General features: G+C 59.1%; 11 protein-coding genes and 1 tRNA gene. 8 read left to right on the top strand and 4 right to left on the bottom strand.

Going from position 1 to position 12,947, the window contains the following annotated elements; translation table 11 throughout:
* Positions 1-8: 8 nt before the first annotated feature.
* On the bottom strand, positions 9-1,433 hold the full coding sequence (locus WA922_RS03820) for an aldehyde dehydrogenase family protein (protein WP_424770353.1): 1,425 nt from the start codon (positions 1,431-1,433) through the stop codon (positions 9-11).
* 122 nt (positions 1,434-1,555) lie between these two features.
* On the bottom strand, positions 1,556-3,034 hold the full coding sequence (locus tag WA922_RS03815) for a helicase HerA domain-containing protein (protein ID WP_424770352.1): 1,479 nt from the start codon (positions 3,032-3,034) through the stop codon (positions 1,556-1,558).
* A gap of 359 nt (positions 3,035-3,393) precedes the next feature.
* On the opposite strand from WA922_RS03815, the gene WA922_RS03810 reads away from it, so the two are divergent.
* Both WA922_RS03810 and WA922_RS03805 read left to right on the top strand, forming a co-directional pair.
* Positions 3,394-4,152, top strand: coding sequence for a hypothetical protein (locus WA922_RS03810; protein WP_424770351.1), 759 nt, complete (start codon positions 3,394-3,396; stop codon positions 4,150-4,152).
* The gene (locus tag WA922_RS03805) at positions 4,149-4,409 is read left to right on the top strand and encodes a hypothetical protein (RefSeq protein WP_424770350.1); all 261 of its coding nucleotides are present in this window, start codon (positions 4,149-4,151) and stop codon (positions 4,407-4,409) included. Before WA922_RS03810 ends, WA922_RS03805 begins: the two co-directional genes overlap by 4 nt.
* A gap of 98 nt (positions 4,410-4,507) precedes the next feature.
* On the opposite strand, the gene WA922_RS03800 is transcribed toward WA922_RS03805, so the two are convergent.
* Positions 4,508-6,649 carry a PQQ-dependent dehydrogenase, methanol/ethanol family gene (locus WA922_RS03800; RefSeq protein ID WP_424770349.1) on the bottom strand — a complete coding sequence of 714 codons (2,142 nt, stop codon included), beginning with the start codon at positions 6,647-6,649 and terminating at the stop codon, positions 4,508-4,510.
* A gap of 233 nt (positions 6,650-6,882) precedes the next feature.
* Here WA922_RS03800 and WA922_RS03795 point away from each other — a divergent pair, with 233 nt between their 5' ends.
* From WA922_RS03795 to WA922_RS03775, 5 genes are all read left to right on the top strand, one after another.
* Positions 6,883-7,785 (top strand): dienelactone hydrolase family protein, encoded by a 903-nt coding sequence (locus tag WA922_RS03795; protein WP_424770348.1) that lies wholly within the window; start codon positions 6,883-6,885, stop codon positions 7,783-7,785.
* A 48-nt stretch (positions 7,786-7,833) separates the two neighbouring features.
* The gene (locus WA922_RS03790; RefSeq protein ID WP_424770347.1) at positions 7,834-8,616 is read left to right on the top strand and encodes a glucose 1-dehydrogenase; all 783 of its coding nucleotides are present in this window, start codon (positions 7,834-7,836) and stop codon (positions 8,614-8,616) included.
* 64 nt (positions 8,617-8,680) lie between these two features.
* Complete coding sequence (locus WA922_RS03785) at positions 8,681-9,718, top strand: fatty acid desaturase (protein ID WP_424770346.1); 1,038 nt, start codon at positions 8,681-8,683, stop codon at positions 9,716-9,718.
* A 369-nt stretch (positions 9,719-10,087) separates the two neighbouring features.
* Positions 10,088-11,071 carry an SPFH domain-containing protein gene (locus tag WA922_RS03780; protein WP_424770345.1) on the top strand — a complete coding sequence of 328 codons (984 nt, stop codon included), beginning with the start codon at positions 10,088-10,090 and terminating at the stop codon, positions 11,069-11,071.
* Positions 11,071-11,565: an NfeD family protein gene (locus tag WA922_RS03775; protein ID WP_424770344.1), complete on the top strand. Its 495-nt coding sequence runs from the start codon at positions 11,071-11,073 to the stop codon at positions 11,563-11,565. Before WA922_RS03780 ends, WA922_RS03775 begins: the two co-directional genes overlap by 1 nt.
* A 3-nt stretch (positions 11,566-11,568) precedes the next feature.
* Here WA922_RS03775 and WA922_RS03770 read toward each other — a convergent pair whose 3' ends face one another.
* Positions 11,569-12,507, bottom strand: coding sequence for an NAD(P)H-binding protein (locus WA922_RS03770; protein ID WP_424770343.1), 939 nt, complete (start codon positions 12,505-12,507; stop codon positions 11,569-11,571).
* Positions 12,508-12,749: 242 nt separating this feature from the next.
* Here WA922_RS03770 and WA922_RS03765 point away from each other — a divergent pair.
* Positions 12,750-12,836 (top strand) — tRNA-Leu (locus tag WA922_RS03765).
* Positions 12,837-12,947 lie beyond the last annotated feature (111 nt).

The raw sequence follows: 12,947 nt of genomic DNA, 5'->3' as shown, positions 1-12,947 counted from the left end.
CAAGCACGTTACACCGCTGCGTTTTTCTTCACGGTGATCACTTGCGGATAGGTGAATTCGAGCAGGCCTTCCTTGCCATATTCGGCGCCGAAGCCCGATTGTTTGTGGCCGCCGAAGGGGGCGAACGGGGAAAGGTGCATATATTCATTGACCCAGACTGTTCCGGTTTCCAGCTGTTCGGCGACTTTCACGCCGTTTTCGGGATCGCCGGTCCACACTGCACCGGCCAGCCCGTATTGGGAGGCATTGGCGCGCTCGATCGCTTCATCCTCGGTGCTGAATTTCATCAACGGCATGACCGGACCAAACTGTTCCTCGGCCACGATCCGCGCATCTTCGGGCGGATTGTCGAGAATGGTGATCGGCACGTAATAACCGCTGCCAGAGGGGTCAACATCGCCGCCAACCAGGAATTTATAGCCATTGGTTTTGGCGTCCTCGATGAGCTCGCACACCCGCTCGAACTGTTTCTTGTTCTGGATCGGGCCGACACCGGTTCCCTGCTCGCTGCCATCGCCAACTTTCACACCTTTTGCCACTTCGGCGATGGCGGCGGATAGCTCGTCATAAATATCCTCGTGGATATAGACGCGCTTGGCCGCAATGCAGACCTGGCCTGCATTGCTGAAGCTGGACCAGAACAATTGCTCGGCGACTTTTTCGACATCGGCATCGGGCAGGACGATAGAGGCATCATTGCCGCCCAGTTCCAAGGTGATGCGCTTCAGATCTTTTGACGCGCCTTCCATGATTTTCTTGCCCGTGGCGGTGGAGCCGGTGAAGGTGATCTTGTCGATCCCCTCATGCTCGGTAATGAGCGGGCCAAGCGTATCCTCGCCGGTAATGATATTGACCACGCCAGCAGGGACGATGTCCTTGATCAGTTCCGCAACGCGCAATGTCGCCAGCGGAGTAAACGGGGAAGGCTTAAGCACGATGGTGCAGCCGCTGAGCATGGCGGGCGCGATTTTCTGCATCGCCATCATGACGGGGAAGTTCCACGGCACAATGCCGCCGACCACGCCCACCGGTACGCGGCGGGTGCGCGACAGGCGGGTATCGCTATCCTCGTTGATTTCATCTTCGAGAGTGAGCGTGGATTGCCCTGCCATCATGCCTGCTGCGCCGTAAATCTCGCTCTTGGCCTGATCATGCGGCTTGCCCTGCTCGCTGGTCAGCAAACGGTACAGCTCTTCGGCATTTTCCTTGATCGCGGCGGACATCGCCTGGATCACTTTGCGGCGCTCATCAATCGGCGTTTTAGACCATGTCTTGAATGCTGCGCGCGCAGCAGCAACGGCGCGGTCCAGCTCTTCCGCCCCGCAGGACGGGACAAGGCCGATGACCTGTTCGGTGGCGGGGTTGAGCACCTCCATTGTGCCAGCGGTACTGACCATCTCGCCGTTAATAAGGTTGTGATATGTGGTGGTCATTATTCTCTCCGATCTAGTCTGCCCGGGCAGGGGCGCCGAGCATATGCGTTTGCCTGTTGTTACCCAATGCATCAGGCCGCGATTCGTTGCAGCGCGGAACGTACCACGCGCAGGATGCGGCGCTAAGCAGTTTGTGCTGCGGCGGCGGTCTCTATTCCGGGAACCAGCAGGGTGCGTCCGCCGCCATATTCCTCGCGAATGACGATCAGCCCCAGCGTTTCGATATGGTCGAGCAAGCGGCGGATACGGCCGGGCGAACTGGTGCCATAGGCGGCGGCCAGCTCGTCATCATCAGGCGCATGCCTGCCTTCAAAAGCGGACCGGAGAATAACCAGATAGGGCGCGAGAATATCGCTATCGACATCTGCTGCCATATGCTCGGCGGTGCGCTGCTGCGCTGCATCCAACCGGTCGATCCGCGCCAGAGCGAAAGCGAAGTCACGCCGGAATTGCTCCATGTCTATATGCGCCGCATGTGCGCCCGCTGCGCGGCACCGCGTCAGGAAGGACTGGAACAGGCCGGATGCCGATTGATAGGTGCTGTCCGGATCGGCGGCGAGCGCACGCAAAGCGGTGCGGATAATATCGTGCTGCGATGGCATGTCATCGCATGCGGACCCGCCACTTTCTGCTGGCGTAGCCTCGACCGGTTCTGGCGGCGCATCCAGAATATCGAGATTGCGTGACAGGCTTTGCGCAGGGTGCTGCGGTACTGGGCGCTCTACGGGCGGCGGCGCGGCCTCCTGCTCCAGTTCGGCATGGAGCAGGGCTTCCATCTCTGCCGGTTTCGCTTGCGGCAGAGGCATCAATCCGCTCGCATTGCGGCCCGTGCCCGTCCGGGTGGGGCCAATATGGATCGAAAGCGGGCGGCGCGCAATCGCCGGACCAAGGCCCAGAAAACTGCCCCGATCCAGATCGCGAATATGTTCTGCCTGCCGCCGTTCCATGCCCAGCAAATCCGCCGCGCGGATCATATCAATATCAAGAAACGTGCGCCCCATCAGGAAGTTGGAGGCTTCCGCCGCGACATTCTTGGCCAGCTTCGCCAGACGCTGCGTTGCGACGATCCCCGCCAGCCCGCGCTTGCGCCCGCGGCACATCAAATTGGTCATGGCATTCATCGATAGGCGGCGGGTGTCTTCGCTAATCTCGCCAGAAACGGCGGGGGCGAACATTTGCGCCTCGTCCACCACCACCAAAGCGGGGTACCAATGCTCGCGCGGGGCATCAAACATCGCGCCGATAAATTGCGCGGCACAGCGGATTTGCTGTTCGACATCGAGCCCTTCGAGAGCCAGCACAACCGATGCGCGGTGTTCACGTACCCGCCGCGCCAGCGCCTCGATCTCGGGCGCAGAATGCGCCGCGCCGTCGATCACGATGTGCGGGAATATATCCGCGAGCGAGGTAAAGTCGCCTTCAGGGTCGATCACCACCTGCTGCACCATATCGGCGCTTTCTTCGAGCAAGCGGCGCAGCAAATGCGATTTGCCCGATCCGCTATTGCCCTGAACTAACAAGCGGGTAGCCAGCAGCTCTTCCATATCAATGGTGCACGGCTGCCCGCTGCGGTCTTCGCCAATGATGATGGTGGTGTTCACACGAGGTGAGTAGCGTGGCAGATGTGAGTCGCGAAGGTACAGGGAAGGGATGTCCCCATATTGGGCCGCTCAATGACTATTTTGCTGAGCAGTTGCGAGGTTTGGGGCAGTAGCTTGTCGACGAAGCTCTGACTGATGTTCAGCTTCACGCCGCGAACCCTGACAAAAGCTGTAGGAAAGGGACAGGTGGGACACAGTCCAAGGGTAACAATACTGCACCCGTCATGCGGCCCACAAAAACACGCCAGAACGCCGGATTTTGAGAGGGGGTAGAGCATTCGCACTCAGTAAACGCGCGGTACTAAGTAGGAAAATAGGAGTTAGAGGTTTATTCAAATACTTGATCTAATACTTTGCAAATGATCCAAAGACTGCTTGTTCTTCTATGTACTGCCTTTGCCCTTTCGGGCTGCGATGCTTTGGCGGATTCTACACCCGACTACCGGTACCGGCTTACGGTGGAGGTGGAGACGCCGGATGGTCTCAAAACCGGGTCCAGCGTGATTGAGGTCCAGACCAGTATTGCGGGCGAGTATTCTATTCCAACGCCGGGGCGGGTGAGCCAGCGCCTACGCGGGGAAGCGGTGGCGGTTGATGTGGGTGATGGGCAGACGCTGTTTGCACTGCTGCGGTCAGAGAGTGAGGTAGACTGGGCCAAGCAGGTTATGTTTTTGCTGACCCCCTCTGTCAGGTCGAGCGATGGCAAGAATTACGAGGCGACTTTTGAGGATATGCTAAAGCGCACGCGAGAGATCGAGCTGCCGCGCTATTATCGCAATCGCGGCCATATCAGAAACCGCAAGGCCTATCCAATGCTGGTGACCTTTGGCGATCTGTCTGATCCCACCAGCGTGGCGCAGGTGGACCCCGATGATCTGGCGGCCAGCTTTGGTGATGGCACTTCGCTCAAACGCATCACTGTGCAGATGACCGATGCTCCGGTCACTACTGGTATTGCGCAAAGGTTGGGGTGGTTTCGTAAGCAAGCTCAATCAGGTGGAGGCTTAATTCCGATGATAGAAAACTCAAATGGCCGATATGAAGCTGCTCCAGGATACGATGAGTCTCTCACTGATATTGGCTTAAGCAACTTTTCAACTGAGGCGTACAAACTATGATGAACAGCGACGTGTTTCTTTCGCTTTTGGCTCTAGATTCCTACAATCGAGGATATGGAGCTAATGTTGGTGGGCTGTCAGAATCGGGTTCAATTGGAAATGCGTCCATAATTACACGTGCTGAAATTTTCGGTAATGAAGCGGACGCAGTCCTTCAATCTTGGCAAGCAGCCGGTTTTTACGCCATCGCCTATGAGTGGCAGGGCGAGACCATCATTTCCTATCGCGGGACTAGCCTGCCCGTCGGTGCTCAATAGGGGCTTAGGAGACGGACGCCGACGCGAAACGGGCCGCTGCATAGTGCACCGGCCCGCCTCTATTATCGTGAATATCTGGCCGTGAAGCCGTGCCGAGCTTACTGCTCGCTTGCCATCACTTTGTCCTGATTGGCGCGGAAGATCACCCATTCGCGGATTGCGTCGATCTGGTCGGGCGTTAGCGAGCCGGAGAAGCTGGCCATGCCGTTGTCTTTTAGCACTCCGTCATGGACCACGCTTTGCCACAGGGCTTTGTTGTCCAAAGTCCCGCTGCGGCGCAGATCGGGCAGGACAGTCGAACCAACCGCGCCCGGTGCATGGCATACCGCGCAATAGCGGGCATAGCTTTTGCCGCCTGCCGCGATCACCTCGGCAGAGGCGCGGCTGGGCGGCGGGTCGAGCGGGATTTTGGCGACTTCAACCTCGGCGGGTAATTCTGCCGTGCCGCCAATTTTGAACACCAGCATCCGGCTGACATTGCGCACCGGTGCCTTGCGGTTGAGCAGATCGCCGTCGACAGTAATCGCGTATGCGCCGCCCCAACCGGCGAGGACCGCAATATATTGTTCGCCATCCACCGTATAGGTGATCGGCGGGGCAACGACGCCGGTTTGCGCGGCAAAGCTCCAGAGCTTGTCGCCAGTGGCCGCATTATATGCGTTAAATTCGCTGCCCGCTGTGCCTTGAAACACCAGGCCGCCACCGGTGGCAAGGAGGCCGCCATTCCACGGCCCTTCATGCTCGACAGTCCAGCGCGGTTTTTGCGCGACCGGATCCCACGCCACCAGAGTGCCTTTCAGCGTTCCGGCAACTTCGCGGCGGAAGCCTTCATCCGGCGGTAAATCGCCTGCGGCCAGATCGAACCCGACATTGAAGCCGCGATTGGTATCGGGTTTCCAGTCTGCTTCTGGGGCATAGACCATCGCGGCTTCAAAGGCGGGGATGTAGACCAGACCTTCGCCGGGATGAAATGCCATCGGGTGCCAATTATGGCCGCCCAATGCGCCGGGGGCGACGATTGCCGGCTTGCCGGTTTTGTCGATCCGCGTTTCGGGGTTTTCAAGCGGCCGGCCATTATCATCAATGCCGGTGGCCCAGTTCACCGGCACATAAGGGTCACCGCTGATGAATTCGCCTGTTTCGCGGTCAAGCACATAGAAAAAGCCGTTTTTGGGCGCTTGCATCAAAACTTTGCGCTCGGTCCCGTTAATCTCAAGATCGGCCAGCATGATGTGCTGGGTTGCCGTAAAGTCCCATGTTTCGCCCGGTGTAGTCTGGTAATGCCAGACATATTCACCGGTTTCAGGGCGCACTGCGACGATGCTGGAGAGGTATAGATTATCGCCTTCGCCGGTGCCGTCCTTGCCTGGGCTGCGGTACGCGCGGTTCCACGGGGAGCCATTGCCGACGCCGATATAAAGGAGGTCCAGCTCCGCATCATAGGCCACCGCATCCCATACGGTGCCGCCGCCGCCAATACCGTTTTCGCTGCCCAGCACATCGCCCGACCATGTCGCTGCGGCCTTTTGCAGATATTCGGGGGAGCTTTCATCTTCATTGCCTTCGGGTACGGTGTAGAACCGCCACAGTTCATCGCCGCTGCCCGCATCATAGGCGGCAAAATATCCGCGCACGCCAAACTCCGCGCCGCCATTACCGATCAGCACTTTGCCGTCGATCACGCGCGGTGCGCCGGTTACGGTATAGCTTTTGTCCTGATCGACAGTGAGTTTCTCCCACACGGCACTACCGGTGTCTCGCTCCAATTTGACGAGGCGGCCGTCAAGCGTGCCGAGGAACAGATGATCGCCCCATGTCGCCAGTCCGCGATTGACCACATCGCAGCAGGCCTTGACCGCGGTTTCGCCGGGAACTTGGGGATCATAGCTCCATAATTCCTCGCCAGTGGCGGCGTTATACGCTTTCACTTTGCTCCACGCGGTGGTGAAATACATGACGCCGTCAATCACCAGCGGGGTTGCTTCCTGACCGCGTGCGGTATCCATATCGGCAGACCATGCCAGGCCCAGATCGCCAATGGTTTCGGTGTTTATCTGCTCCAGCGGGCTGAACCGTTGTTCTTCGTAATTGCGCCCGTAAGTCAGCCAGTTGGCATCATCGCTTTGCGCTAAGAGCAGCCGCTTTGCATCAATGCCGCTCTCGCTCATGGCATCATTGCAGGATGTCAGCGCGCCGGTGGCGGTCAATAATGCCAGCGCGGCCAGTGCGGCGTTTTTCATGCGGTACCCTCTCCCAAGGAACTGGTTCAAATCCGGCGCTGTATTCAGTCGCCGGTGCGCATTTATGTGCCGCAAAGCCGCAGCAGAGTCTATATGCCCGTTCGGGGCAACAATCGCTCACCATGCCGGCGTACCATGCCGGCGCACCATGCCGCCGCACAATTGTCGCCCTTGCCACTTGCGGATGCGCGCGCGGCGCAGCATGGTGGGCGGGACATTGAAGGAGATCACCGATGTGCGACGAAGCCAAAATCACCCGCTGGGCCAAAGAAAGCCTCAACCGCCGACAGTTTGGGGTGAAAGCGGGTCTGCTTGGCGGCGGAATGGCGGTTGCGGCCTGTGCCCCGATGGCTGGCCCGATGGATGACACTACGGGCGAAGGCGTCAGCTTGCCGGCAATGAGCGAAAGCAGCGTCACTTTTGATACCGCCGATGGCACGATGGACGCATTCTGGGTGGTCCCCGCCAGCGGACCGTCGCCAGCGGTGATCATGTGGCCGGATATTGCGGGTCTGCGCGAAAGCAAGCGCAACATGGCGCGGCGGCTGGCCGGGCGCGGCTATGCGGTGCTGGTTCTCAACCCCTATTACCGCGACCGTGCGGGCGAGATCTGGACCGATTTTGCCGATTTCGCGGGCAATGACGGCTGGCCGATCGCGCGCGAAATGCGGCAGAAACATACTCCGATGGCCATTATGCGTGACGGTAAAGCAGCGGTGGCGTGGATCGATGCGCAGGACGGTGTGGATACCAGCAAGGGTATCGGCGTGCAGGGTTATTGCATGGGCGGTCCGCTGACGATGTGGACCGCTGCGGCGGTACCAGGCCGCGTCAAGGCGGCTGCCAGTTTCCACGGCGGGGGTCTGGTGCGCGAGGATAATCTGATGAGCCCGCATCAGCTGTTCGATACGATGGATGCGCAATTGCTGATCGCTATCGCGCAGGATGATGATGCGGAAAAACCGCAGGAGAAGACTGTGCTCGCCAAAACCGCAAAAGCGGCTGGCCGGACGGCACAGATCGAAGTCTATGCCGGTGATCACGGCTGGACAGTGCCCGACTCGCCGGTTTACGCAGAAGCGGCGGCTGAGAAAGCTTGGGCTGACCTGCTGCGCCTGTATGGCGCTGCATTATAATCAGACCTTCCCCGTTGTTCACACAGCAAGACCGATTGGACATTCTCAATGACGATGAAAACCCTGTTCGACGTGGCCGGCAAAGTCGCGGTAGTCACTGGCGGTTCCAGCGGCATCGGCGCGATGATGGCGCGCGGCCTGCTGGAAAACGGCGCGAAGGTCTATATAACCGCGCGCAAGGCAGAGCGGCTTCATGCGATGGCGCAGGAGCTGTCACAATATGGCGATTGCACCGCCATTCCCGGCGATATGGCCAGTGTCGAGGGGATCGAGAGCTTCGCCGCACAGATTGCCAAGCATGAAAGCAAGATCGACATTCTCATCAACAATGCCGGTTCCAACTGGAGCGCGCCGATTGAAGAATTTCCCGAAGGCGGCTGGGACAAGGTGATGGACATCAATATCAAATCGATTTTCTTCGCGACCCAGAAATTCCTGCCTTTGCTGAAAGCGGCTGGCAGCAAGGACAATCCTGCGCGCGTCATCAACATCGCCTCGATCAATGGCATCCGCAATTCGGGCATGCCGACCTATGCCTATTCCGCGAGCAAATCTGCCGTGATCCATTTGACCGAGCATCTCGGCGCGGACCTTGCCAGCAGCGGGATCAATGTGAATGCTATCGCACCGGGCCTGTTCCCCAGCAATATGACCAAGCAAATCGTCGAAAATGACGCGATGACGCAGTTCACGCTCAGCAAGATTCCGCGCGGGCGGATGGGCAAACCGGAAGATATTGCCGGTACTGCGATTTTCCTGTCCAGCGATGCCTCATCGTGGATGACCGGCCAGACGATCGTGCTCGATGGCGGAATGATCGCTACGGCGTAATGCTGCGTCATACTGCCTCATTCCGCAATACCTGCCACGTAATCGCTTCGCGCGAAGGACACTGATGCCCGACCCAACCGATGCCCCCGAGATGCCGTTCGATCCGCGCCAGCTGATGCGCGATTTGAAAGCGTTCAAACAATCGCGTCCGGGCCGCAGCATGTGGGAACTGGCGGTAACGTTCCTGCCATTTGTCGGCCTGTTCGGCATTATGCTCGCTGCTGTGGCGGCGGGCCACTGGCTGGCATTATCGCTCACTCCGCTGGCCGGATTGCTGCTGCTGCGGTTGTTTATCATTCAGCATGATTGCGGCCACGGCGCGTTCCTGCCCAGCCGGTTTGGCAATGACTGGACCGGGCGGATGCTCGGCGTGTTTACATTTACGCCCTATGATTGCTGGAAGCGGTCGCACGCGCTGCATCATGCCGCCACCGGCAATCTGGATGCGCGCGGATCGGGCGATGTGGACACGCTGACAGTGCGCGAATTCCACGCGCTCACACCTGTTCAGCGGTCACTATACCGGCTGTACCGTCACCCGCTGATTTTACTGGGTGCTGGGCCAGCCTATCTGTTCCTGCTGCGCCACCGCTTGCCCGTCGGGCTGATGAAGGAAGGTTGGACATACTGGATCAGCGCGATGGCGACGAACATCGTCACCGGCGTGATATTGGCGGCGCTCGTCTGGCAATTCGGGTTGCTGGCCGTGTCGCTGGTATTCTTCCCCGTATTGCTGACTGCGGCATCGACCGGGGTCTGGCTGTTCTACATCCAGCACCAGTTTGAAAATGCCCATTGGGACGAAGGCAAGGACTGGTCGTTTCACAACGCCGCGCTGATGGGCAGCTCGCATCTGGAATTGCCACTGATCCTGCGTTGGTTCACTGGCAATATCGGCATTCATCACGTGCATCATCTCTCCAGCCGGATCCCGTTTTACCGGCTACCCGAAGTGCTCAGAGCCTATCCCGCTCTGCGCCATATGAACCGTTTCACAATGTTTCAAACCTTTGGCACGTTGCGGCTGGCGCTATGGGATGAAGGCCAGCGGCGGCTGGTCTCATTCCGCGAGGCATCGCGTCTGGCGGCGAATGCGGCCTAGCCTCAGGGGCCGGGCCGTCTTTGATCTGGCGCTGTCCTACATGCCGATTTTCTGCCTTATTGCGGGGCATGGGTACGCGCCGCCAAAAACCTTTTAGCATGACGGGCGGGCCGGTGCGGGCAGTTGCCGCCAAAGGTCACACTACCACCGCGCCTTGGCGGCATATGTGGTTGAATTGCAGCTATTTAACGTGAAAGGTCACAGCTATGAGAAATGTCCTGAGCGTCCTATCCCAACACGGGCCATTCCTGCGGGGCTTGTACCGCGATGCGGCGAAACTCCCCGCTGCGCAAAACCGGTTTCGCTTCACAGCGGCGCCGTCACGCGCTAGTCTTATGGCCAGAAAGTAACCCCCCTGCGGAGAATACAATGGACGTCGTCATTCTTATCCTCATGGTCGCGCTGCTGGTCGCGGTGCTGTTCTCGACAGTCCGCGTGGTCAAGCAGGGCTTTGTCTATACGATTGAGCGGCTTGGCAAGTTCACGACAGCAGCGGAACCGGGCCTGCATTTTCTGATCCCGTTTGTTGACCGCATTGGCCACAAGATCAATATGATGGAACAGGTGCTGGATATCCCCGGGCAGGAAATCATCACCGCCGATAATGCGATGGTTGGCGTGGATGCGGTGGTCTTCTTCCAAGTGTTGGAAGCAGACAAGGCGGCGTATGAGGTGTCCAATCTCTACGGCGCGATCATGGCGATCACGACCACCAATCTGCGCACCGTGATGGGTTCGATGGATTTGGACGAGACATTGTCCAAACGTGACGAGATCAACGCGCGGCTGCTCAGCGTGGTCGACCAGGCGACATCGCCCTGGGGCCTGAAGATCACGCGCGTAGAGATCAAGGATATCCGCCCGCCGCTCGATATTTCCGAGGCGATGGCGCGCCAGATGAAAGCAGAACGTCTGAAGCGTGCGGAAATTCTGGAGGCTGAAGGCGACAAAACCAGCTCCATTCTGCGCGCGGAAGGGCGCAAGCAATCGGCGATTTTGGAAGCAGAAGGCAAGCGCGAAGCACAGTTCCGCGATGCGGAAGCGCGCGAACGTGCGGCAGAGGCAGAAGCGAAAGCGACCCAGATGGTATCCGACGCGATTGCCAGTTCGGGCAGTCAGGCGATCAACTACTTCATCGCGCAGGAATATACCAAAGCTGTCGGTAAATTCGCCGACAGTCCCAATGCCAAGACAATCCTGTTCCCGGTCGAGGCCACCCAGCTGATCGGTTCGCTCGGCGGAATTGGCGAATTGGTCAAGGATGCGGTGTCGGGCGAAATGGGCGGATCGGGGACGCCGATCGCGCCAAGCAAACCGCGCGCGGCCGTCCCGCGCAGCACCGGGAACAGCTGATGGATTTCTTTGGTGATCTGGGCGCGGCGTGGGCGTGGCTGGCGGCGGGGCTGACGCTCGCTGCGCTCGAACTTGCGGTGCCGGGTGTCTATCTGATCTGGCTGGCTGTCGCTGCGATCGCCACCGGCGCGCTGACATTCGTGCTCGATTGGGGCACGACCTACCAGGTCATCAATTTCGTCTTTCTGGCTCTGATCGCGGCCTATTCCGCCAAGCGGTTCTTGCGCGACCGCCCGATTGAAAGCTCCAACCCGATGCTGAACAATCGCGGCGGCAGCCTGATCGGTCAAAGCGCGGTTGTGGTGCAGGCAATTGAGGGCGGCGAGGGCCGCGTGAAGCTGGGCGACAGCGAATGGATTGGCCGAGGTGCGGACTGTGCGGTGGGCACCCGCGTTGTCATCACCGCCACCAAGGGACCAATTCTGACAGTGGAAGCTGTTGCGGCCAATGCCGCTCCCGCACTCGAAACAGGGGGCGGCGGCACGGCTGCTTAGTCTTTATTTGGAAACGGTGAAGCGGCCATATTTGCGGTACCGCTTCATCCATCGCTCGAGAAACAGATCAAGCGGTTTCGGGTCCAGACCCAGCTGCTTCATGCCGGGGTAATCGCCAGACGGGACATTGCCTGCTTTCAGCAAAATCCACTGGTCACGACCCATCGGGGTCAGCGGCATCGCAGCAAACAGGCCCGAAACCGTGTCGGGCATTTCGATAAATCCGCGGGTGCGCCCCTGCGCATCGGCAATTTTCTGGTGGAGTTCGAGCATGGTAATCGGTTCTGGCCCGGCGATTTCGAAGGTCTTGCCGCCATGCTTGGCCGGGTTGGCCAGCGCCGTCACAACCGCATCGGCGGCATCATCAACCCACATCATCTGCATCGGTGCATGGGGCGCAAATACCGGCAAGGCGGGCAACATGCGGATCATGCCTGCAAACATGTTGATAAACGCGTCCTCCTCACCAAACAGGATGGATGGGCGCAGGATAACCGCTTTGGGGAAGGCGTCATGAACCAGCCGCTCACTCAGCGCCTTGGCCTGCGCATATTCCGCTTCGCTCTCGGCATCTGCACCAATTGCGCTGACATGGACCATAGCAGAGGCCCCGGCCGCAGCCGCAGCCTGTGCGACATTGCCCGCCCCCTTGCCGATCAGCTGCATCAGATCGCCATCAAAACTGCCAACCAGATTGATCACCAGATCGGCGCCTTGCATGACGGCGGAAACACTGCCGGGATTGGTCGCATCGCAGCGGGCAAATTGCAACTGCCCCAGATTGGCGAGCGGTTTCAGCTTGAGTCCTTTTTCCGGGTTCCGGCTGGCAATCCGCAGCCGCGCCCCGCGCTTCAGCAGGTCCTGGGCAATATGGCTGCCAAAATAGCCGCTGCCGCCAACCATGACGACCAGTTTACCGTCAAAATTCTTATTGCCTGCCATGCCTGAAACCTGCTCTTTCAATAGCGCCGCCAGCGCCGCATCTCATATGCGTGCCCCATGCCGTAATCCCCCGCGCGCTGCAACAGTTCCCGGATACGGCACCGCGCCGCGCACCGCGCCGCGGATTGGGCCGCGCATTGAGCCGCGCAAGAGAGTCGCATTTACGTTGACACAGACGCGCCGCCCCAGCTATCGGCGCGCTCCTATCACAAGACGCCGCACTACGCGCGTCTTGCTCCGGTGCCCAGATGGCGGAATTGGTAGACGCGCATGCTTCAGGTGCATGTATTCGCAAGGATGTGGAGGTTCGAGTCCTCTTCTGGGCACCATCGACTTAAGCTATTGAAATATAACAAGAAAATGGCAAATTTTGAGGACTCACATTGGTTCTCCAAACTATTGTCTCGGCTCTTCTTTTCCGTTCTCTTTCAGGGCTTAAC

This window comes from Pontixanthobacter sp., assembly GCF_049682855.1.
Lineage (GTDB): Bacteria > Pseudomonadota > Alphaproteobacteria > Sphingomonadales > Sphingomonadaceae > Pontixanthobacter.
Note: the sequence above shows the minus strand (reverse complement) of the source record. Positions and strands in the feature narration are given on the sequence as shown.